This window comes from Streptomyces sp. NPDC051041, assembly GCF_044456065.1.
Taxonomy (GTDB): Bacteria; Actinomycetota; Actinomycetes; order Streptomycetales; family Streptomycetaceae; genus Streptomyces; species Streptomyces glaucus.
In genome coordinates, this window is the sequence record NZ_JBITFM010000024.1 from 40,400 (window position 1) to 60,591 (window position 20,192).

The following is a 20,192-nucleotide window of genomic DNA, read 5'->3' on the forward strand; positions in this document are numbered from 1 at the left end:
TGACGGCAACGACAGCGGATGCCAGCGGCGCTGTGCGACCCGGCGCGGTAACGGTGGGGTACCGACGGGCCATCACTCCATGGCTTGCCCGCATCTTCTAAGCGCCTGGCCACATGCCGGGCTAGTCGACTACTGAACTTGACTGGGTGATATCGGGGCGTTCGGCTAAGCCACAGGCCGCGGTGTCCTTCCTTCAGGTACTCAGGCTGCGGCTTCACCCGGGTCATCGTCGCCTGGGCTCAGGTAGAACCACCGGCGAACCAAGGTGTAACCGGGAGGGAGATCGTTGCCCGTCAGTTCCTTGTATCTCGCCTTGGCCGCCTCGCTGGCCTGCTGACCGGCGGGGAGCCTTCGCAGGAAGGGGTCGCGGTCAGGGTCGAGGGAGGACCGACGAGGCTCGTCCATGGCTTCGCGGCCGGAAACCTGATTGGAATCCTCGATGTCTTCGGCGTCGTACCTCTCGCCGTCCTGCCTCGTGGCGAGATGGGCAACCACGGCCAGGCCCACGGCCAGAGTCACGGCGCCGATGATGCGGATCTTCGGCTTGTGTCTCTCGTACCAGCTCTTCGTCTTCTCGACGAAGGAGGTGGGCTCGCCGTCCTCGGGCGTGGAGTCATGCACGCACAGACATTTACCGGACCCACTCCTCACCTGTCAGGCAATCACCCGACATCGCCCAATCAAGTTCAGTAGGGTGCGTCGCATGACCGACACTGCGGCCTGTCCCGAGTGCGGCCAACTCATGAGGTCCGGCGGCTTCGTCCTTTCTCAGCGGGAGGACGATGGCCGGCGGACCTGCCGGACGCTATGGGGTGTACCGGTCGGCATGTCTGGTGCCGCTGGGCCGACCGGCCGCACGAGCCTTTCGAGGTCTGCCCGGTACCAGAACTGTTCCGCTGACATCCAACGCTGACATCAATGACCCCGGACGGCGGCAACACACGGCAGCCAATCGTGGCGTCAGGGCCCGAGGTGTGCCCCAACCAGGCCGAAGGCGCATCGAACTCCTAATGCGGTGGTCACGGTAGAAGGTCGAGCCCCGTCACCTAGCGCAAAGCCCTGCTGCTGAACTACAGCAGCAGGGCTCGACCCGTCACGGCGGCGCACGACCCGTGCGTCTAGGAGTCACCGGCGCCTCCGCTCAAACACCCGCAAAATGCGTTCGGATAGGAGACGTGCGTCTCGCCTTCGCGCGGGCCTGCGCGACCACACAGCTGGCAGGAAGATCGCAGCTAGCACGATCAGTGGCAGGCTCAGAAGGGACACGGTGATCCACCAGGGGGCGGCTACGATCGACGCTGATGCAGTTCCTGCGCCCAGCGTGATCAGCAGCCCGCGGGTCACGGGCCGGGGGTGCTGGCCATCGCACATAGTCCTTTCGGTCAGACCGGAGTTGGCGGTCTCCAGTTCGGGGCGGTCATGGCTCCACGCCGTGGCGGGTCGACGCGAATGGAGAGGCCAGGGACCCATAGTCATGTCTGCGAGTTCCGGACGACGGCTTGGCCTCGCCCTCGGCCGGTGACCCGTTCCTGGACATGCCGTTTGGTATAGGCACTTCCAAGGCAGAATTTTGCGTGATGGCTCAAGACGGGTACGTCAGGTCTTGAACGCTGTTACAGAGTTGTGAAGGCTCAACGAGGCAGTTCGCTACGGCCAACACCAGCGGTGCGACGGTTCCGTGACGTGAGCGATGTTGTGTGCTGCGTCCGAGAGGTTGCACCACAACCGCACCAGATCGAGCGGGGAACAGCGGGGACTCACGGGGGAGCCGCCGAGGCCAGTAAGCCGGTCGTCCGCCGTTCGCTCGGGTCAGCGCGCGAACCAGCCCCAAATGGCCGCAGCTTCCCAAGCTGAGAGCGCGAGGCCATTGCTCGTTGCCCATCCTGGGGACCCATGGCCGCCGGAGCTCACATCACCCGACCACGGGGGGAGGCGGCGTGCCTGCACTGTCGCGTTCGGCACGACGCCGGAGCCGGTCTTCCTCCTGGGCCTCCGCGATGGCTTCCCACTCGTCCCGCTTGGCCTGCATCGACTCCCGCGCCTCCCGGAAGGCGTGGTTCGGTTCGGGCAGTGCCTCTTCCCGCTGCCACGCTCCTATGCACTCCACAGCATGGGCAATCACCCCGCGCAGCACCCCGGCACGGGAGCGGCCGTGGAAGGCATACACCAGCCCACTGTCCCACTCTTCCAGCAGGTTCATGGTCTCGTTGAGGCGGCGGCGCAGCTTCTTGTCCCGGATGACCCCGATGGCCAACCGGGCCGGCGCAATGAAATCTTGCAGTTTCTCATCCCACGCCTGTCGTGCCGCCGTGACGGCGGCAGTCGCCCCGGCGTCCATCCCCGGCTCCCATTCGCCTGGGACCTCCCGGACATGCTTCTGAAGATCACCAAAAGTCTCGGCCAATGTGGTTACGGCTTGGTCCTGCTTGGCCTGGAGGCGGGCCAAGCGGGCATCAGCCAGTGCCTTAGCCTGCGCCCGGTGTGTACCGAGGTATGACAATCCCGCACCCACCAGGGCGCCAACGAGTCCGGAGACGGGTGAGATCCAGTCCATGGTCGCTAGTCTGCTGGATGGCCTATTGCTCTGGCCGCGTGTTTCCCACAAACGAGGAGAATTACCGGGTGAGTGTCTACTGAGGTTGAACTCGTGTTGTCGTAGGGGCTGACGGGCCGCGGTCCCCTGCGGTATCACCGGGGCATGCGGTATCCACAAGGGGGCGGGCTGACCGCCGAACGTCAGCAGTTTCGCGAGGAGTTACGGCTCCAGGCGGCCGAGCGGTTCGCCCTCGGCGAGGCGAGCTCGGTGATCGCCAAGGACTTGCGCGTCAGGGTCCGGTCGGTGCAGCGGTGGCGGCAGGCGTGGGACGAGGGCGGTCCGCGTGCTCTGCGATCGCAGGGGCCGGCGTCGTTGCCGGGACTGAGCGAGAGGCAGTTCGCACAGCTGGAGGCGGAACTGGCCAAGGGACCGGCCGCGCACGGCTGGGAGGACCAGCGGTGGACCCTGGGCCGGATCAAGACCGTGATCGGCCGGCGCTTCCACCTGGCCTACACCCTTCAGGGTGTGCGAAAGTTGCTGGTCCGCAACGGCTGGTCCTGTCAGGTCCCCGTCCGCCGGGCCCTGGAGCGCGACGAGGAGGCCGTGGCCGGCTGGGTGAAGGAGACCTGGCCCTGCGCGGAAGACTCGCGGCGGCCCGTGGAGCCTGGCTCGTCTTCGAGGACGAAGCCGGCTTCTCCATGACGCCGCCGCAGGCGAAGACCTGGTCGCCCCGTGGCCGCACACCGGTGGTGCGCGTCCGCGGCCGCTCCCGCAGACGCATTTCCATCGCAGCGTTGACCTGCTACCGGCCCGGCCACCGCTCGAGGCTGATCTACCGGCCTCGCCGCGACGACGGCAACCGCGACGGACGCAAGAGCTTCTCCTGGCGCGACTACCGCGACCTGCTGACCGCGGCACACCAGCAGCTCGGCGGCCCGATCGTCCTGATCTGGGACAACCTCAACGTCCACAAGGCCACCGACCTGCGGAAATGGGCGGCAGCCCGGGATTGGCTGACCATCTACTACCTGCCGCCCTACGCACCCGACCTCAACCCCGTCGAAGGCATCTGGTCGCTCCTACGACGCGGCTGGCTGTCCAACGTCGCCTTCAGCACCCCCGAACACCTCATCCAGCGCATCCGCCACGGCCTGCGGCACATCCAGTACCGCAGCCACCTCATAGACGGCTGCCTCGCCGAGACCGGCCTGATCATCAGACCCGCCTGACCAGCACGACATCACGAGTTCAACCTCAGTAACTGCGTGACAACGCCAGCGAACATCGGCGAACAACCGCGAACGCCTGCGGACCATCAGCCCAGGTGAGCGCCGTACCAGCTCAAGGCAGCGCTCTCACCCAGGTTGCTTCGGGACGAAGAGGTCACAGCTGGCTGGGCCGCACAGGTATATGACTCCTACCCGGCAGCCAACTTCGTATCGTCCATGTCCGGCGAGGGGCCACCACAGCAATCGATGTGCGCAACCCACGCACGTAGCGTCTCGGTTCCCTCTTGGTGTGCAGCGTTGAAGCGATGGCATCCGTCAAGCAGACAGTAGTTGCCCCGGTCTGGAGTGAGACCGTGGACGAGTACAAGCGGCGGCAGGGGGTCATTGCGGCGGAGCGCTGAACGCAACCCTTTCACGCGCTGAGTCTCGTCATGATCATCGAGGTCGTCCATGATCTGGACCCGATCGATCTCACCAACTGGCACTACCTCGGACTTCCAGCACCGAAGCTGCGCGGTGCTGCGGTAAAGGACGGCCAGGTTATCCAGGACCGCACCGTAGTCCTTACACGGCTCGGACCGGTGCAGTCCCGCCAGCGTCGACCAAGTCGTCATGGCGTGACGCTACCCCACTCTTGGCAGCGACCTGAGCTGACGCGGCGTAGACCTGGCCTCACTAAAGATCGACGCCCACGATCTCCGCAAGGCGGGAAATCGCCTCGGTGGACCGTTCCATGTGTACGGGGATGAGTCGGTCCCGTGCTTCTCTAGGAAGATGCTGGTCCGCCTCCTCCATGAGCGTGACGTACTCCCTGACTACCTGCACGTAAAGATTCGCGAGCTGCGCCGCTTGACGGCGAGTCGGATCGTCTGCGTCAAGGTCCACATCAAACAGTGTCAGAGCATTTTCCAGGACCGAGTGACGGTTGGGCGCCAGGGCGCCGGGTGCGGGTCGCTCATTCACAGGCCCAGTCTGACGGCTCGCACAACCGACAGTGAAGAGGCGCGGCATCGTCAAGAGCACAGCCGATGTCTGTGGCACTTCTCGACGCGGCACAGGTTCGTGCCATACACGTGCCAGATGGGGCGGGGAACCACGGGGAACAGCGGGGACCAAGCCGCCAGCCAGTCAGGGCTTGTACCGGCTCCACAGCATGTCAACACTGTGCTCGTCCGAAGAAGACCCAAGCTTCCCAAGCTGAGGGCTCGGCCGGTCGCCGTCAGGCGCTGGCCGTCGAAACAGGCAGCATGGCTGAGGTCGGCGGGGGTGCAGCGAGGCACACGCGTGCGTGGTCGATTGGCGCACCCGCCATCGTGGCGGGCTGTCGTCGGCTGAGGTTCGGGCTGGGCGCGTCGAAGGTGCTGGCCGTCAGTCGAGCGCGGCGAAGCTGGGCCGTCCCTGGGCCGTCCGAGGCCGCTCGACAGCGGCCAATGACGACCAACGACGACCACCAGGCGCACGGGCCCACCGCCCCTGACCAGCGAAAACGCAGGTCATCAAGATCCCCGGCAAGACCCAGGGCAAGAAGAAGTAACCGCCCCCGAACAAGCCCCCTGCCTGCGGGTTCTCCGCCGGGAGGGGGCTTTTCGCCGCCTGTGGGCCGTCACCGGCCTGCCGCTCAGACGATCGTCCACCGGCCGGAGGAATCGTCCGGCGAAGCCTCGGTCATCCGGTGGGCTCCCGCGGCGATCAGCCGACCACGCCGAGCGGCGAGCAGAGCGTGGCTGCGGACGGCATCGGCACGGACCGGTACGAGGCGGTGGCGTGCTGCCGGAATCCGGCGTCGGACAGTTGCGGCACACCGGGGCAGGTCCCCCGGCCCAGACGCTCCCGCCAGCCGTCCGCCGCGTCATGCCAGGCCGTCGGCGTGCTGCCCGGCACCAGGGCGTAGCACCGAGGGCCGCGCGGATCACAGATGACCGGCCCGCCCCCGGGCACCATGAGGAGGGTCGGGTGGGGCGCCGGACGTCCATCAATGGACGCGCACCGTGCGACGGCCTGCCCGGCCCCGGCGGCAGGTGTCCGCCGGAACCGGGCACCGTACGAACCCCGGGCGGCTCACCGGAGGTGCCTCGCCCGAGCCGGACCCGGGCCAGGACCGTCGGCAGCCCGCGGCAGCACACATGACCGCGGGCACCGGCAGCGGCGGTCGTTCAGTCCGTGCAGGGCGATCCCTGCGCCTTGCTCGACTGCCCCTGCCGGTAGGCGCCGCAGGCGAGTACCGCCTGCGGCTTTCTCCCCGACTGGCGCAGCAGGACGAGCGTCTTGTCCCGGGGCGGGGCGTTGGCGCCGTCGTAGGAGATGTATCCGGTGGCTCCGTCGAAGACGATGCCGGCGCGCAGGGCCAGCAGGACGGATTCGCGGTTGATGTCCCGGTCGGCCTGCCCGGCCTCGCGCACCGCGTCCGACAGGACGTGGAAGGCGTCGTACGAGACGGCGGAGTGGCCGTCCTGCGGCCAGGGGTCCTCGCCCTCGGTGGTGGCGTCCACGTAGGCGTCGTAGGCCTCCACGAACTTCCGGGTCGTGTCGCTCACGTTCGGGTCATCGGCCGGCAGCCGGTGCGCGGAGTAGTACAGGCGCAGCCAGCTCTTGCTGGCGAACGCGCCGGTCTGCGCCACGTTGGTCAGCTCGTTGCCGCCGAGCACCGTCACGTCGCGCGCGGTGCACGTCCCGGCGGTGTCCATGGACTCGATGAGCGCGACGAAGTCCTTGGCCCGCGCCGACCAGTACACCACCGAGTCCGGCTCCTCCCGCAGCGCCTCGCACAGCGCCCGTGCCAGTTGAGCGGCGTCGGACTGGCTGACGGCGCCGCTCAGCGGTGCGGAGCCGAAGCGGCCCTCCTGGTTGAAGTCGAACACCTGGTACGTGCCGCTGAACCTGCTGATGAAATGACCGGCGAGGCTCTGGCTGTACAGGTCCGCGGAGTTCTCGATCACGATCGCGTGCCCGGCCGGGGTGCAGCGGTTCTCGGAGCCGGGCTCGGCCACGATGTTCTCCGTGGCCGCGAAGGCCGCCTCGATTCCGGCCTCCCGCGAATTGAACGGTGTGGACGGCCAGTAGGTCCGTGTGGCGGGGCCGGTGAGCATCTCGTTGGCGGTCGCGGTGGTGCCGATCGTGGGGATGCCCGCCTCGCCGAGGACCCGGAGGGCCGCCCGGGTCTCGGCACGGCTCTGCGCGAAGCCCAGGACGCCGACGACTCGCTCGGAGGCCGGGACGCTCTCCTCGTCCGCCACCTCCGCGACGAGCTTCTCCGCCTCCCTCTCGGCGTCACGGAAGGCGACTCCGGTCTCGCGCACGTCCACGCGCAGGGGTACCAGGGAGTCGTCGGAGGCGGCCAGGTCGTTCAGTCTCTCCTGCCACATCGCGATGCCGCGCAGCTCCGGGATCGTCCCGTCGAAGCGCGTCTGGTCGTCGGTCCGCGGCGGGTCGGACACGAAGGCGACGACCGTCCGCACGGTACGGCCCTGGGAGGCGTACCGGTGCTCGATGCGCGCGTTCTGGCGGTCGATGCTCTCCACGGCCGCCTGGTACCAGGCGGCCGTCTGCACCGGTACCGGCTCCTTGGGAGCGGAATCCGCCACGGATCCGGTGCCGCCGAGGCAGGCGCGCGGCGGGGGGAAGAGGACGGGCGGGAGCAGCAGCCCCGCGACGAGCAGGGCGAGCACGGCCACCCCGCTGACGACCGCGGTCGGAACGTACCGGCTGAACCTGAACGTCCTCGGCCCGACGGGCAGAACGGGCACGCCGCGCGCCGCCAGGGCGGCTTCGGAGAGGGTGACCAGCACCGGGGGTTCGCCGGCGGCACCGTTGTCGGCGAGGCGCACGCTCGCTTCCGGGAACGTGCTCTCGACCGGGTCGCCCAGTTCCCGCAGCAGGGCGTCGGAGGGCACGCCCACGGCGACGACCAGCGGACCCGGCGGTCCGGCGGCGGCCTGGGCCCGGCGCACGGAACGCAGGAAACGCTCCGCGGCGCGGGCGCCCGGCTCCCCTTCCGGAGGCACCTCCACGAACAGGACCGGGCGGCTGGTCCTGCGGCGCCGGCCGGGCAGGATCCGGCCGATCGCGGGTCGGCGCAGGTCTTCCAGCAGGGCGCGCAGAACGAGCCAGTCGAGTTCCTGGAGCGCCTCCTCGTGGGCAGGGTCGTCCAGGAGCTGGACGGAGCGCGCGGCGGCCACGCGGTCCATCACCCGGAAGAGGTTGCTGCCGCCCTGGGCCACCGGTTCCGTGCCGAGCCAGCCCCGCATCACCTTGCGGGAGATGCGGCGGGCCCATAACCACCGCGGGAGCAGCTGGACGAACGACAGCCAGCTGAGGCTGGCCAGGAAACCGGCGAGTCCGTCGAGAGCCGGGCCCTCCATCCTGGTGAAGGCCAGCGGTCCGCCGCGATGGGCCCGCTGTTCACCGGCGTGGGTCCGCAGCACCGCTTCGTGGTTCTCGTGTGTCGCCCACTCCTGCGGGTTCGACCTGACGTACTCCACCAGGTCGCACATGACGTGGAAGTGCGGGAAGCGGTCGGGGGTCATGTGCTGCGGGAGGTTGCGCTGCAGCTGCGCCCCGGCGCTGACGGAGAGCAACCGGGCGTCGGCCTGCTCCCCGGTTCCGGCCGGCAGGTGGGCGAACGGCACCCGCTGTTGCAGCGCCCCGCTCAGGGCGGAGATGACACGGTGCACGCCGTTCGGGTACGACGCCCGCGGCACGCGCAGGAGGAACAGCGGCGGGCTGGTGGCCAGCTTCGCCCGGTTCTCGTACGCGGGGGCCACGGTGACCTGGAACTCCCGTACGAATTCAATGGCCCGATCGCTGGGGAATCTGGAATCGCCGATAGGTGTGGTCATGTAGAGCTCCCCCGTGTTCAACCTGACGACACGAGCCGGCGGACGGCGCTGACTGCCGGCTGGCTCGGCCCGCCGAGAGCGAGCCGAGAGAAGGCGGCCGAGAGAAGGCGGCCGGGAAAAGGAAAGTGAAGGATAGTCGTGGTGTGGCAGGCGTCACAATGGAGGGTCGATAATGTTTCGGCCGTCTTCCGGTGTGCCCTCGGTTCCTTCCGTATGTGGTGCTCTTCCGGCTCGAGTTGCGCGTTCGGCGGTCCATCCGGCCGTCGACGAGGCCCGGCCGCCGCGGCCCGGACGGTCCCTCAGGCCACCGCGGCCGCGGCCCGGGCCGCCCGTCAGGCCCCCAGCACTCCCCGCACCGTCTGCGCCAGTTCCCCGACCGCGACGGCGAGCGGGGTCACCGGCTGGGCGAACGCGGTCAGGCGGTCCAGGGCGCGGCGCAGGACCGGGGGCTGCGGTTCCTCCTCGTCGAGTTCCTCGCGCAGGCGCCGCAGTTCCGTCGTGGTGGCGTCGGGGTCGGCCAGTTCCGAGCGGTGCTGCTCCAGCAACTGCTCGATGTGCGTGAGGAGTTCGCCGATGCGGGCGGCCTGCCCGGTGTCCTGCGCCCGGAAGCCGACCGAGCCGGAGAACGCCTGGGCGCGGTGGCCGATCGCCTGGTTGCCCACGTAGTGGGTGCCGCCTTTGATCACCAGGCCGTTGTTGACGGGGGGATCGTGACGGCCGTCGTCGTTGCCCATGGGAACTCCCTACCTCCCGGAGCCGCCGGCGGCACCGGCGGCGGCCGGTCCCGGCTGCTGCGTGACGTGCTGCGTGGCGCTGGCCCCGGCGCCGATCGCCTGGTTGCCGATGATGCTCATGCCGCCCTGCTGGATGAGGCCCTGGTTGAGGATGGTCTGCTGCTGGCTGCGGAAGTCGGTGGTGTCGTAGCCGCGGGCGTCGAGGAAGGCGCGGATCGCGGCGAGGGTGTGGCGTTCCACCGCGGACGTGATCCGTCCGGCGTCCACGACCTGGAAGTAGTTGTGGTACCCGGGGCTCAGTGCCATCTCCCGTACGCTCAGCCGGGCGCCCTGGTCGAAGAGCGGGTCCTGCTCCATGGCGGTCAGTTCGTCCACCATCCGCCGGGTGTGCCGGGCCTCGAAGCGGGCGTGGCGCAGCGCGCGGGACGGAGCGCGGAGGAACGCGGGACCGGTGCGGGAGAGGGCGGTCACCAGCAGCCCGCGCCGCCGCTCGGGGGTGAGGGGATCGCTCAGGTGGTCCACGACGTGGTAGGCGGCGTCCACGGGGCCGAGCACATGGACGTCGCAGTGCAGGTGCAGGGTCCTGCCCGCGGCGGCGAAGTGCAGGAACACGCTCGGCACCACGTCCCCGCCCCACAGCGGCACGTGGACCGCCAGGCAGTGGCGGACCGCGCCGGTCGGGCGCAGCATGATCTCCTCGACCGTCTCGGGCGACAGCCGTGCGGCCGGGGCCAGGCCGTCGGGCGCCGTGAACCGGCTGTCGCCGCCGACGATCGTGCCGTTCGCGAAGATCCGGTCCTCGACGACGAGGGACCCGAGGGCCTCCGGGTCGGCGTCGGCCGTCCCTTCGGCGTCGCCGCGCGCGGCGATCGCGCGGAGCCGTGCGCGCAGGTGGCCGACGAGTTCGACGACGGTGAAGGCCTCCGGCTCACCGGGGCGCGCCCCCGCGTCGACGGGGTCGTCGGCGGGCAGCAGCGGCACGGCGATCGACCAGTTGGAGACGGTCTCCGCGTAGCCGATGAACGGGGAGAACCCGCTGTAGACGGTGACGTTCCCGTCCCGCGCCCGCTCGACGTCCGCCAGCCGGCCGGCGAGCCACTCCCCTCGGGGCAGGGACGGCGGGGACTGCCGCGCGAACGCCTCGCGGGTCATGGTGGTGCGCAGCAGCCGGTCGGTGTCCAGTTCGTGCCGCGCCACCGTCACGTACGCGAACAGCATCGCGCCGGCGGACGCGAGCGCGGCCGGCACCCCGGCCAGGTAGGCGCCGAGCAGCCAGCCCGGGAAACCGGACACGGGCAGCGACGCGACGGTGGTGCCGAGGAGGAGGGCGCCGAGCGCCGCCGCCCCGGCCCTGACGCCGGCGTTCACCAGCACCCCGCCGCCGGGCTGGAGACGGCCACGGGTGGCCGGGCCCGGCCGGGAGCGGTCCGCCGCCGTGACGAGCGGCAGGAGCACCGCGGTGAACACCAGCCAGAGCGGTGCGAGCACCGCCACCACCCCGAACGCCCCCGCCAGCCGCAGGTCGCGGCGGTGACGGAGTTCCCGGGCCGCCAGGCAGTGGCGGGCCACCGCCACCAGGTCGACATCGGGCGAGGGCGCCACGGCGCCGGTCTCGTCGGCCAGGACGTCCTCCACCACCCGGTCGGCGAACCTCTCGTCGACGTGGGCCGCGGCGCACAGATACCGGGTGACGTCTCCCGGCGCGCTCCCGACCGGCGTGTGCACCTGCGAGGCCGCCATACCGGTCTCTCCCTTCCTCCGACGGAGCGGCGCCTTCGCGGCGCCGGCGGATCCGGCGCGGCGCGGGCCGGTGAACCCGGAACCCCCGGCCCGCGGCGGCCCGGCGACCAGGAGGGCGAGGAGCACCCCGGTCACCAGGCCGAAGGCGAGGGGCGCGTGCAGCAGGTGGTTCCGCAGGCCGCCGAGGGACAGGTCCGCCTCGTCGACGAAGACTTCGAACAGGCCCCACTGCAGCAGGGCCACGAGTTCGGACACCAGCACGCCCACGACGAGGCAGGCGAACCGGCCCGGGGCCCCGCGGTTCGCCAGCCTCGTCGTGGCGGAGGCGAGCGCCACGACGAGGACCAGGACGCTGAGGTCGTTCACGACCACCACGGACGTGCTGGAGTACTCGTCGGGGGACACCGCCCACCCCGGGACGAACGCCCCCTCGACCAGCCACCGCACGGTGTGGTTCCCGTACTGCGCCACGTAGAGGTCCAGCACGTGCTCCTGCACCCAGGGGCTGCCCAGGACCAGGAGGAGCAGGCACAGCAGCATGACGCGTCCGCGCAAGGACGAACGCGTCCCGGACGCGCTCCGCCTGGACAAGGACACTGGGGTCCCCCCGTCACCGCTCCCCGGATTCCGTGGCCGCACCCTATGGCAATCCCCCTTCGAGGCAGCCGTGAATCCGCGAACTTCCTTGAAAAGACGGGAGGTTGATGAGATTCACGGGGGAGCTGGGGCAAGGGGGAACTGCTGCCGGCCGGGCGGCGGCCCGCGCCGCGCCACCGCGTCCGCGAGGGCGGCCGCACGCCGAAGGGCCCCGGCGTCGGCACCGGAGCCCCTCGGGTCGTACGGGATCGGCGGCGGCGTACGCCGTCAGCCGCACTGACAGGGCGCGCCCGACTGGCACCCGCAGCCGCAGCCCGATCCGCAGCCGCACGCGCCGATCAGCGTGAGGTTCCTGATCTCGGCGGGCTGCTCGGTCCGGCGTTCCTGCGCGGGGTCGGGCGTCGTGCTGGGGGATTCGGCCATGGTCCCTCCTCGAGGCTGGTGCCTGGGCCCATTGGACGCCCGCCCCGCTGGGCGCATCAACGGCGCACAGTGGCTTGCGCCCGCCTCGCTCCGGCCCCTTCGCGCCGGGCCCGGACCGGGCCGCGGCCCCGCCCGGCCCCTCAGGCCCCCTCGACCTGCGCGACCGGCTGGATGTCCGGCTGCAGCTCGTCCGCGTGCTCGCCCGTCACCAGGTACACCACCCGCTTGGCGACCGCGACGGCGTGGTCGGCGTACCGCTCGTAGTAGCGGCCGAGCAGCGTCACGTCGACGGCCGTCTCGATGCCGTGCTTCCAGCGGTCGTCGATCAGGTGCTGGAAGAGCGTGCGGTGCAGCAGGTCCATCGCGTCGTCGTCCTGCTCCAGCTGCAGCGCCAGGTCGATGTCCTTGGTGATGATCACCTCGGCGGCCTTCGCCATCAGGCGCTGGGCGAGCTGGCCCATCTCCAGGATGGTCGCGTGCAGGTCCTGCGGGACCGCGCGCTGCGGGTAGCGCAGCCGGGCGAGCTTCGCCACGTGCTGGGCGAGGTCGCCGGAGCGCTCCAGGTCGGCCGACATCCGCAGCGAGGTCACCACGATCCGCAGATCCGTCGCCACCGGCTGCTGCCGCGCCAGCAGGGCTATCGCCCGCGCCTCCAGGTCGTGCTGGAGTTCGTCGATCTTCTGGTCGGCCTCGATCACGCTCTCGGCCAGCTTCAGGTCGGAGTCGAGGATGGCGGTCGTGGCGCGCCCGATCGCCGACCCGACCAGCCGGGCCATCTCCACCAGACCGTCGCCGATCGAGTCCAGTTCCTCGTGGTACGCGTCCCGCATCAGGGTTCCTCTCGTACGTGTCGTTCGGGGATCCGGGCGCCGGCGCCCGGCCGTATCGGTGCCCTGTCAGTGTCCTGCCGGAGCTCCGCCGGTGCCCTGCCGGGAGCGCCGGCGACCGCGGCCGCCGGCCGTGACCGGGCCGGTCCGTACCCCCACGGTTCCACGTTCCGGCCCGTACGCGACCGTTTCCGGCATCCCGAATGAACCAATACTGGCCCCAAGGTGAACTCTGGGCGACGAGTGTCCGAGGTCGCCCCCTGACTGCTGTGGGGATGTCGTACCCCATGCCTAACCTGGACGCATGGACGTGAACGCGGCGGTCGCCGCAGCGGCAGCGATCGCCGGTGTGCTCACCGGTGTCATCGCCATGCTGGCGTTCCGCTGGAGCGAGCGGGAGCAGAAGCGCCCGACCCGCACCTCCCTGCACACCGACCCCGTGCTGCCGCCGGGCGTGGACACGGTGCTCTCCGTGCTGCGCTCCTCGGCCGTCGTGCTCGACGAGGCGGACGCCGTGGTCAAGGCCAGCTCGGCCGCCTACGCCCTCGGCCTGGTCCGCGGCGGCAAGCTCGCCGTCGAGCCCATGCTGCAGATGGCCCGCGACACCCGGCGGGACGGGGAGATACGGCAGGTCGAGCTGGACCTGCCCCGGCGCGGCACCGGACGGGGCGAGGCCCTCGCCGTCTCCGCGCGGGTGGCGCCGCTCGGCTCCCGGCTGGTGCTGCTGCTGGTCGAGGACCTCACCGAGGCCCGCCGCATCGAGGCGGTACGGCGCGACTTCGTGGCGAACGTCAGCCATGAGCTGAAGACCCCGGTCGGCGCGCTCTCCCTGCTCTCCGAGGCCGTCATGGACGCCAGCGACGACCCCGAGGCGGTCCAGCGCTTCGCCGGCCGCATGCAGATCGAGGCGACCCGCCTGACCAACCTCGTGCAGGAGCTCATCGACCTCTCCCGGGTGCAGAACGACGATCCCCTGGAGGACGCCGAGCCGGTGCGCGTGGACGAGCTCGTCGCCGAGGCCATCGACCGCTGCCGGCACGCGGCCGGCACCAAGCAGATCACCATGGCCGCCTCGATCAAGGGGGCCGAGGAGCCTTCCGAGGAGGGTGCCGGCGGGCGCCGGGCGGGCGCGGCGGACCTGCACGTGTGGGGCAACCGCGGCCAGCTCGCCGCCGCGCTCGGCAACCTCGTCGAGAACGCCGTCAACTACTCGCCCGCCCGCACCCGCGTCGGCATCGCCGCCCGCAGGGTCGGCGCACCCGGCGGCGACATGATCGAGATCGCTGTCACCGACCAGGGCATCGGCATATCCGACAAGGACAAGGAGCGCATCTTCGAGCGCTTCTACCGCGTCGACCCGGCCCGCTCCCGCGCCACCGGCGGCACGGGGCTGGGGCTGGCGATCGTCAAGCACGTGGTCGCCTCGCACGGCGGGGAGGTCACGGTGTGGAGCGCCGAAGGCCAGGGCTCCACCTTCACCCTGCGGCTGCCGGAGGCGGGAGCGGCCCGCGACCGCGCCGAGCAGGTCTCCGCCCGCGCGGAACGCGCAGGTCTCGACGGCGAGGCCGGGCGGCCCACGACTTCCCCCCACACATCCCCGTACGAAACGCTTCCCGCTCCGGAGGTCCTTCCGTGACCCGTGTGCTCGTCGTCGAGGACGAGGAGTCCTTCTCCGACGCCCTGTCGTACATGCTCCGCAAGGAGGGCTTCGAGGTCGCCGTCGCGACCACCGGGCCCGACGGACTCGACGAGTTCGAGCGCAACGGCGCCGACCTCGTACTCCTCGACCTGATGCTGCCCGGGCTGCCGGGCACCGAGGTGTGCCGCCAGCTGCGCAGCCGCTCCAACGTTCCCGTGATCATGGTCACCGCCAAGGACAGCGAGATCGACAAGGTGGTCGGTCTGGAGATAGGAGCCGACGACTACGTCACCAAGCCGTTCTCCTCGCGTGAGCTGGTCGCCCGCATCCGCGCGGTGCTGCGCCGCCGCGGCGAGCCGGAGGAGGTGGCCCCGGCCGCCCTGGAGGCCGGTCCGGTCCGGATGGACGTCGACCGGCACGTCGTCACCGTCGGCGGCACCAAGGTCGATCTGCCGCTGAAGGAGTTCGACCTGCTGGAGATGCTGCTGCGCAACGCGGGCCGGGTGCTGACCCGGATGCAGCTCATCGACCGGGTGTGGGGCGCCGACTACGTCGGCGACACCAAGACCCTGGACGTCCACGTCAAGCGCCTGCGCGCCAAGATCGAGCCGGACCCGGGGGCGCCGCGCTACCTGGTGACGGTCCGCGGCCTCGGCTACAAGTTCGAGCCGTAGACCGGGCGGCGGTACGAGGCGAAGAAGGGCGGGACCCCTCCGGAGGGGTCCCGCCCTTCTCACGTCCTCGCGGCCGCTCAGTGACCGGCCGCGTGCTCCTCGGCCGACTCGGACGCCGTCGCGCTCGCGGAGGCGGCGTCGGTCGGGGTGGCGGCCGGCGTGCCCGACACGGACGCGGACGGCTGCCCGGAGGCCCCCTGCGACGGCGCGGCGCCGGCGCCCGGCGTGGCCGGGACCGCGGACGGGCCCCAGGAGGCGAAGTAGTGCTCGGCCGGCACGACGAGCGCCGACAGGTAGACGTCGCCGGTCTTGTCGAAGGTGAAGGTGACCTTCTGGGCGTTGCCGTCCTGGATGACCTGGCGGCCCTCGGACAGGACGGCGGAGGCGTTGCCCTCGCCGCCGATGATGAGCGAACCGCCGGCCGGGACGGTCAGGCTCCCGCCCTCGGCGGGGGTGAGCTCGACGGCCTCGCCCGCGCCGGCGACCTTGACCGACTCCAGCTTCTGGTCGGTCCGGCCGTTGTTGAACACGGTCGCGGAGAGCGAGACCGGGCCCGCCGTCTCCTGGTCGGACTGGGTGATGAAGGCGACGTTCTGGACCTGGATGTCGCCGACGGTCGTCGCCGCGTTGTCCGGCTTGACCTGCAGGGTCTGGGCTTTGTGACCGGCGCCGCACGCGGCGAGCGAGGCGATCGAGAACGCGATGGCGGCGGCGGCGAGGGCGCCGCGTCGAAGGCTGCTGCTCACGGCGGCGGCAACTCCTTGACTTGAGCGAGACGGCGGATAAAGCCGTGCTAAGTGTCTGTCAGCGGCCATAGGTTACCGAGCCGTTCCCGAGCCGCCGCACCCGACCCTCCCCTGAGGCCCCCGGCTTCCCCCGAGCAGCCCGGTCGGCCCCCGGTAAGTGACGGGTGGGTCACATTGGTGCCGGTGCTCGTCCGGCATTCACATAAGCGCCGGGGCATACCCCGCTCCGGGCGCGCGAAATTTCCGTGAAGGAATGCGCGCCCGCCTCGGAATTGATCACCTGGGGATCACCGCGGGTTCGGCTCGGGCGCCCCGTGATCAATTCCGGAATCGTCCGGAACCCGGCTTCGGACACCGAACGGAGTAGCGGAAGTCGAACCCTTGGAAGCGGACATATCGGGATGTTTCGCGCGTCGGGCGACCCTCCGGATGTGGGTAACGGCCGCGTTTCGCTCGCCCCGGACAGTGGCTCCGACCTGCGAATACCTTCGTCCGCTCGCTCGGCGAAGCACGCTCCCGACACTGTTGTCAAGCCCCGAGATATGCCCTGACCTGCGAAAACGCCATTCAGAAGACGCCGTATCCGTGTTACCCTGGATAGCCACGGAAGGGGTACCTGTCACATGACGTTCAAGGTTGGCGACACCGTGGTCTATCCCCATCACGGGGCCGCGCTGATCGAGGCCATCGAAACTCGCCAGATCAAAGGCGTGGACAAGACCTACTTGGTGCTGAAGGTCGCCCAGGGCGACCTGACGGTGCGTGTGCCAGCGGACAATGCGGAGTTCGTCGGCGTGCGTGATGTGGTCGGTCAGGACGGGCTGGACCGGGTCTTCGAGGTGCTGCGCGCGCCGTACGCCGAGGAGCCCACGAACTGGTCGCGTCGTTACAAGGCAAATCTGGAGAAGCTCGCCTCCGGCGATGTCATCAAGGTCGCGGAAGTGGTGCGTGACCTGTGGCGCCGTGAGCGCGAGCGCGGACTCTCCGCCGGTGAGAAGCGCATGCTCGCCAAGGCCCGCCAGATTCTGGTGAGCGAGCTCGCCCTCGCGGAGAACACCAACGAGGACAAGGCCGAGGCCCTGCTCGACGAGGTTCTCGCTTCCTGATCCGAGGCGCAGGCCGCTCAGGTCGGTCGATTTCAGCCCAGCGAAATGCCGCGGTGCCCGATGACACGTCTCCTGTCGCCGGGCGCTGCGGCATGTTCGTCCCCGGACGCCGTACGCGGTACGTATGTCCCTGTCGGGGACGATCATGCCCCCGCTACTGTGTGCCGGGTCCGGGCGGCCCGCTCGACCTGGGTCACGGAAAGGGTCCGGTCAAGGCGCCGCGCCCGGCGCTCCCCGGACTCCGGGAGCAGGGGGCACGCCCAGGCCATACCCACCCGGACCGAGCACACAAACCTGACAGGAACCGATGTCTGACGATTCACGTCCGTCCCCCGCGCCGTCCGCCGTCGCGGCCGTGATCCCGGCCGCCGGCCGGGGCGTACGCCTCGGTCCCGGCGCTCCCAAGGCGCTCCGCGCGCTGGGCGGCACCCCCATGCTCATCCACGCGGTCCGCGCGATGGCCGCCTCCCGCGCCGTCTCCCTGGTCGTCGTCGTGGCCCCGCCGGACGGCGCCGCCGAGGTGAGGTCGCTGCTCGACGCGCACGCACTGCCGGAGCGGACCGACTTCCTCGTGGTCCCCGGCGGCGCGTCCCGCCAGGAGTCCGTCCGGCTCGGCCTGGCCGCGCTGCCGCCCGGCCACGACATCGTGCTGGTGCACGACGCGGCCCGGCCGCTGGTGCCGGTCGACACGGTGGACGCCGTGATCGAGGCGGTCCGCGACGGCGCCCCCGCCGTCGTGCCGGCGCTGCCGCTCGCCGACACCGTCAAGCAGGTCGAGCCCGCCCCGGCCCCCGGCGACCCGGAGCCGGTCGTCGCCACCCCGGACCGCTCCCGGCTGCGCGCGGTGCAGACCCCGCAGGGCTTCGACCGGGCCACGCTGGTCCGCGCCCACGAGACGGTGACCGGCGACGTCACCGACGACGCGAGCATGGTCGAGCAGCTCGGGCAGCCGGTCGTGGCCGTGCCCGGCCACGAGGAGGCGTTCAAGGTCACCCGCCCCCTGGACCTGGTCCTCGCGGAGGCGGTCCTGGCCCGCAGGAGGCTCAACGATGGCTTCTGAGCAGCCCGTGCTGCCCCAGGTCGGCATCGGCACCGACATCCACGCCTTCGAGGAGGGCCGCGAGCTGTGGTGCGCGGGCCTGAAGTGGGAGGGCGAGGGACCCGGGCTGGCCGGCCACTCCGACGCGGACGTCGTCGCGCACGCCGCCTGCAACGCCCTGTTCTCCGCCGCCGGGCTCGGCGACCTGGGGCAGCACTTCGGCACCGGGCGCCCGGAGTGGTCCGGCGCGTCGGGGGTGACGCTGCTGACCGAGGCCGCGCGGATCGTGCGGGAGGCCGGCTTCCGCATCGGCAACATCGCGGTCCAGGTCGTCGGCCCCCGCCCGAAGATCGGCAGACGCCGCGACGAGGCGCAGAAGATCCTCACGGCGGCGGCGGGAGCCCCCGTGTCGGTCTCCGGCGCGACGACGGACGGCCTCGGCTTCCCGGGCCGCGAGGAGGGCCTGATGGCGGTGGCCACCGCCCTGGTCGTGCGGACGGACTGACAGCGCCGGCCCGGCGGGGGAGCGGCGGGCGGGGGCGCGGACCCCGGCGCGTCCGCACGGGACCACGCGCCCGTCCCCCCGCTTCGGCCCGTCCGTCCGCCGCACGCCCCTTCGCCCACTACCCTGGACCCGTGACTATTCGCCTGTACGACACCAGCGCCCGGCAGATCCGTGACTTCACCCCGCTCAGGCCGGGCTGTGTCTCGATCTACCTGTGCGGCGCCACCGTGCAGGCCGCACCGCACATCGGGCACATCCGCTCCGGCCTGAACTTCGACATCATGCGCCGCTGGTTCGAGTACCGCGGCCACGACGTCACGTTCGTCCGCAACGTCACCGACATCGACGACAAGATCATCAAGAAGGCGGCGGAGCAGAACCGTCCCTGGTGGTCCATCGGCTACGAGAACGAGCGGGCGTTCGACGACGCCTACACCGCCCTCGGCTGCCTGCCGCCCACCTACGAGCCGCGCGCCACCGGCCACGTCACCGAGATGATCGAGATGATGCGCGCGCTCATCGAGCGCGGCCACGCCTACGAGGCCGACGGCAGCGTCTACTTCGACGTCCGGTCCTGGCCCTCCTACCTGGAGCTGTCCAAGCAGGACCTGGACGAGATGCGGCAGCCCGCCGAGGAGGGCATCACCGGCAAGCGGGACCCGCGCGACTTCGCCATGTGGAAGGCGGCCAAGCCCGGCGAGCCGGACTGGGAGACGCCCTGGGGCCGGGGCCGTCCGGGCTGGCACCTGGAGTGCTCGGCGATGGCGCACAAGTACCTCGGCTCCGCCTTCGACATCCACGGCGGCGGGCTGGACCTGATCTTCCCGCACCACGAGAACGAGATCGCGCAGGCCAAGGCGTTCGGCGACGACTTCGCCCGGTACTGGGTGCACAACGCCTGGGTCACCATGAGCGGCGAGAAGATGTCCAAGTCGCTGGGCAACTCGGTGCTCGTCTCCGAGATGGTCAAGCAGTGGCGGCCCATCGTGCTGCGCTACTACCTGGGCACCCCGCACTACCGCTCGACCATCGAGTACAGCGAGGAGTCGCTGCGCGAGGCCGAGTCCGCGTTCGCGCGCATCGAGGGCTTCGTGCAGCGCGTGGTGGAGAAGGCGGGCGAGGTGGAGCCCGCCCCCGAGGTGCCGCCCGCGTTCGCCGAGGCCATGGACGACGACCTGGGCGTGCCGCAGGCGCTCGCCGTGGTGCACACCACCGTCCGGCAGGGCAACAGCGCGCTGGCCGCCGACGACAAGGAGGCCGCCGTGGCGCGCCTCGCCGAGGTCCGCGCCATGCTCGGCGTGCTGGGCCTCGACCCGCTGGACGCGCACTGGGCCGGCGGGGGCGACCGGGGCGAGGACCTGCACGGCGTCGTCGACAGCCTGGTACGGCTCGTCCTCGACCAGCGCGAGGCCGCCCGGGCCCGCAAGGACTGGCCCACCGCGGACGCCATCCGCGACCAGCTGGGCCAGGCCGGCCTGGTCATCGAGGACAGCCCGCAGGGCCCGCGCTGGAGCCTGGGGCCGCGCTGAGCCCGGCCGGCCCGGTGATCGACTGTGCCGTCC

19 protein-coding genes are annotated in these 20,192 nt (G+C 70.8%); 8 read left to right on the forward strand and 11 right to left on the reverse strand.

Going from position 1 to position 20,192, the window contains the following annotated elements; all coding sequences use genetic code 11:
* Nucleotides 1–201: 201 nt before the first annotated feature.
* A complete protein-coding gene (locus ACIBAI_RS26990) occupies nucleotides 202–621 on the reverse strand; it encodes a hypothetical protein (RefSeq protein WP_399038206.1) in 420 nt (139 codons plus the stop codon).
* A gap of 1,291 nt (nucleotides 622–1,912) precedes the next feature.
* On the reverse strand, nucleotides 1,913–2,554 hold the full coding sequence (locus tag ACIBAI_RS26995; RefSeq protein WP_399038208.1) for a hypothetical protein: 642 nt from the start codon (nucleotides 2,552–2,554) through the stop codon (nucleotides 1,913–1,915).
* 144 nt (nucleotides 2,555–2,698) lie between these two features.
* Between ACIBAI_RS26995 and ACIBAI_RS27000 the strand changes: the two genes are divergently transcribed.
* Both ACIBAI_RS27000 and ACIBAI_RS27005 read left to right on the forward strand, forming a co-directional pair.
* On the forward strand, nucleotides 2,699–3,238 hold the full coding sequence (locus ACIBAI_RS27000; RefSeq protein WP_399038209.1) for a winged helix-turn-helix domain-containing protein: 540 nt from the start codon (nucleotides 2,699–2,701) through the stop codon (nucleotides 3,236–3,238).
* The gene (locus tag ACIBAI_RS27005) at nucleotides 3,235–3,765 is read left to right on the forward strand and encodes a transposase (RefSeq protein ID WP_399038211.1); all 531 of its coding nucleotides are present in this window, start codon (nucleotides 3,235–3,237) and stop codon (nucleotides 3,763–3,765) included. The genes ACIBAI_RS27000 and ACIBAI_RS27005 overlap by 4 nt, the downstream gene beginning before the upstream one ends.
* A gap of 188 nt (nucleotides 3,766–3,953) precedes the next feature.
* Here ACIBAI_RS27005 and ACIBAI_RS27010 read toward each other — a convergent pair whose 3' ends face one another.
* The 8 genes from ACIBAI_RS27010 to phoU all read right to left on the reverse strand — a co-directional run bounded on the left by ACIBAI_RS27010 (nucleotide 3,954) and on the right by phoU (nucleotide 12,924).
* Entirely contained in the window at nucleotides 3,954–4,379 is a 426-nt protein-coding gene (locus tag ACIBAI_RS27010) for a ParB/RepB/Spo0J family partition protein (protein ID WP_399038212.1), read from the reverse strand.
* 61 nt (nucleotides 4,380–4,440) lie between these two features.
* The gene (locus ACIBAI_RS27015) at nucleotides 4,441–4,728 is read right to left on the reverse strand and encodes a hypothetical protein (RefSeq protein WP_399038214.1); all 288 of its coding nucleotides are present in this window, start codon (nucleotides 4,726–4,728) and stop codon (nucleotides 4,441–4,443) included.
* Nucleotides 4,729–5,454: 726 nt separating this feature from the next.
* The gene (locus ACIBAI_RS27020) at nucleotides 5,455–5,646 is read right to left on the reverse strand and encodes a hypothetical protein (protein ID WP_399038215.1); all 192 of its coding nucleotides are present in this window, start codon (nucleotides 5,644–5,646) and stop codon (nucleotides 5,455–5,457) included.
* A gap of 272 nt (nucleotides 5,647–5,918) precedes the next feature.
* Nucleotides 5,919–8,600 carry an ABC transporter substrate-binding protein gene (locus ACIBAI_RS27025; protein WP_399038217.1) on the reverse strand — a complete coding sequence of 894 codons (2,682 nt, stop codon included), beginning with the start codon at nucleotides 8,598–8,600 and terminating at the stop codon, nucleotides 5,919–5,921.
* Between the two features lie 332 nt (nucleotides 8,601–8,932).
* A complete protein-coding gene (locus ACIBAI_RS27030) occupies nucleotides 8,933–9,334 on the reverse strand; it encodes a DUF5955 family protein (RefSeq protein WP_399038219.1) in 402 nt (133 codons plus the stop codon).
* A gap of 9 nt (nucleotides 9,335–9,343) precedes the next feature.
* Nucleotides 9,344–11,629: a hypothetical protein gene (locus tag ACIBAI_RS27035; protein ID WP_399038221.1), complete on the reverse strand. Its 2,286-nt coding sequence runs from the start codon at nucleotides 11,627–11,629 to the stop codon at nucleotides 9,344–9,346.
* 309 nt (nucleotides 11,630–11,938) lie between these two features.
* A complete protein-coding gene (locus tag ACIBAI_RS27040; protein WP_344601607.1) occupies nucleotides 11,939–12,094 on the reverse strand; it encodes a hypothetical protein in 156 nt (51 codons plus the stop codon).
* Nucleotides 12,095–12,234: 140 nt separating this feature from the next.
* On the reverse strand, nucleotides 12,235–12,924 hold the full coding sequence (gene phoU / locus ACIBAI_RS27045; protein WP_344601609.1) for a phosphate signaling complex protein PhoU: 690 nt from the start codon (nucleotides 12,922–12,924) through the stop codon (nucleotides 12,235–12,237).
* Nucleotides 12,925–13,225: 301 nt separating this feature from the next.
* Between phoU and ACIBAI_RS27050 the strand changes: the two genes are divergently transcribed.
* The gene (locus ACIBAI_RS27050) at nucleotides 13,226–14,557 is read left to right on the forward strand and encodes a sensor histidine kinase (RefSeq protein WP_399038224.1); all 1,332 of its coding nucleotides are present in this window, start codon (nucleotides 13,226–13,228) and stop codon (nucleotides 14,555–14,557) included.
* Nucleotides 14,554–15,234 carry a response regulator transcription factor gene (locus tag ACIBAI_RS27055; protein ID WP_344601613.1) on the forward strand — a complete coding sequence of 227 codons (681 nt, stop codon included), beginning with the start codon at nucleotides 14,554–14,556 and terminating at the stop codon, nucleotides 15,232–15,234. The genes ACIBAI_RS27050 and ACIBAI_RS27055 overlap by 4 nt, the downstream gene beginning before the upstream one ends.
* 77 nt (nucleotides 15,235–15,311) lie before the next feature.
* Here the strand turns inward: ACIBAI_RS27055 and ACIBAI_RS27060 are convergent, their stop codons facing one another.
* Nucleotides 15,312–15,980 (reverse strand): DUF461 domain-containing protein, encoded by a 669-nt coding sequence (locus ACIBAI_RS27060; RefSeq protein WP_399038226.1) that lies wholly within the window; start codon nucleotides 15,978–15,980, stop codon nucleotides 15,312–15,314.
* Nucleotides 15,981–16,603: 623 nt separating this feature from the next.
* On the opposite strand from ACIBAI_RS27060, the gene ACIBAI_RS27065 reads away from it, so the two are divergent.
* The 4 genes from ACIBAI_RS27065 to cysS all read left to right on the forward strand — a co-directional run bounded on the left by ACIBAI_RS27065 (nucleotide 16,604) and on the right by cysS (nucleotide 20,159).
* Nucleotides 16,604–17,086 (forward strand): CarD family transcriptional regulator, encoded by a 483-nt coding sequence (locus ACIBAI_RS27065; protein ID WP_003953493.1) that lies wholly within the window; start codon nucleotides 16,604–16,606, stop codon nucleotides 17,084–17,086.
* 307 nt (nucleotides 17,087–17,393) lie between these two features.
* Entirely contained in the window at nucleotides 17,394–18,146 is a 753-nt protein-coding gene (gene ispD, locus ACIBAI_RS27070; RefSeq protein ID WP_344601617.1) for a 2-C-methyl-D-erythritol 4-phosphate cytidylyltransferase, read from the forward strand.
* Nucleotides 18,136–18,630: a 2-C-methyl-D-erythritol 2,4-cyclodiphosphate synthase gene (gene ispF, locus ACIBAI_RS27075; RefSeq protein ID WP_399038228.1), complete on the forward strand. Its 495-nt coding sequence runs from the start codon at nucleotides 18,136–18,138 to the stop codon at nucleotides 18,628–18,630. Before ispD ends, ispF begins: the two co-directional genes overlap by 11 nt.
* Before the next feature lie 131 nt (nucleotides 18,631–18,761).
* Nucleotides 18,762–20,159: a cysteine--tRNA ligase gene (gene cysS, locus ACIBAI_RS27080; RefSeq protein ID WP_399038230.1), complete on the forward strand. Its 1,398-nt coding sequence runs from the start codon at nucleotides 18,762–18,764 to the stop codon at nucleotides 20,157–20,159.
* Nucleotides 20,160–20,192 lie beyond the last annotated feature (33 nt).

Bases quoted from the DNA above. Each gene is read 5' to 3' on its own strand.
- ACIBAI_RS26995 (WP_399038208.1), bottom strand. From the start codon at position 2,554: ATGGACTGGATCTCACCCGTCTCCGGACTCGTTGGCGCCCTGGTGGGT.
- ACIBAI_RS27000 (WP_399038209.1), top strand. From the start codon at position 2,699: ATGCGGTATCCACAAGGGGGCGGGCTGACCGCCGAACGTCAGCAGTTT.
- ACIBAI_RS27005 (WP_399038211.1), top strand. From the start codon at position 3,235: ATGACGCCGCCGCAGGCGAAGACCTGGTCGCCCCGTGGCCGCACACCG.
- ACIBAI_RS27010 (WP_399038212.1), bottom strand. From the start codon at position 4,379: ATGACGACTTGGTCGACGCTGGCGGGACTGCACCGGTCCGAGCCGTGT.
- ACIBAI_RS27025 (WP_399038217.1), bottom strand. From the start codon at position 8,600: ATGACCACACCTATCGGCGATTCCAGATTCCCCAGCGATCGGGCCATT.
- ACIBAI_RS27030 (WP_399038219.1), bottom strand. From the start codon at position 9,334: ATGGGCAACGACGACGGCCGTCACGATCCCCCCGTCAACAACGGCCTG.
- ACIBAI_RS27040 (WP_344601607.1), bottom strand. From the start codon at position 12,094: ATGGCCGAATCCCCCAGCACGACGCCCGACCCCGCGCAGGAACGCCGG.
- phoU (WP_344601609.1), bottom strand. From the start codon at position 12,924: ATGCGGGACGCGTACCACGAGGAACTGGACTCGATCGGCGACGGTCTG.
- ACIBAI_RS27050 (WP_399038224.1), top strand. From the start codon at position 13,226: ATGGACGTGAACGCGGCGGTCGCCGCAGCGGCAGCGATCGCCGGTGTG.
- ACIBAI_RS27065 (WP_003953493.1), top strand. From the start codon at position 16,604: ATGACGTTCAAGGTTGGCGACACCGTGGTCTATCCCCATCACGGGGCC.
- ispD (WP_344601617.1), top strand. From the start codon at position 17,394: ATGTCTGACGATTCACGTCCGTCCCCCGCGCCGTCCGCCGTCGCGGCC.
- ispF (WP_399038228.1), top strand. From the start codon at position 18,136: ATGGCTTCTGAGCAGCCCGTGCTGCCCCAGGTCGGCATCGGCACCGAC.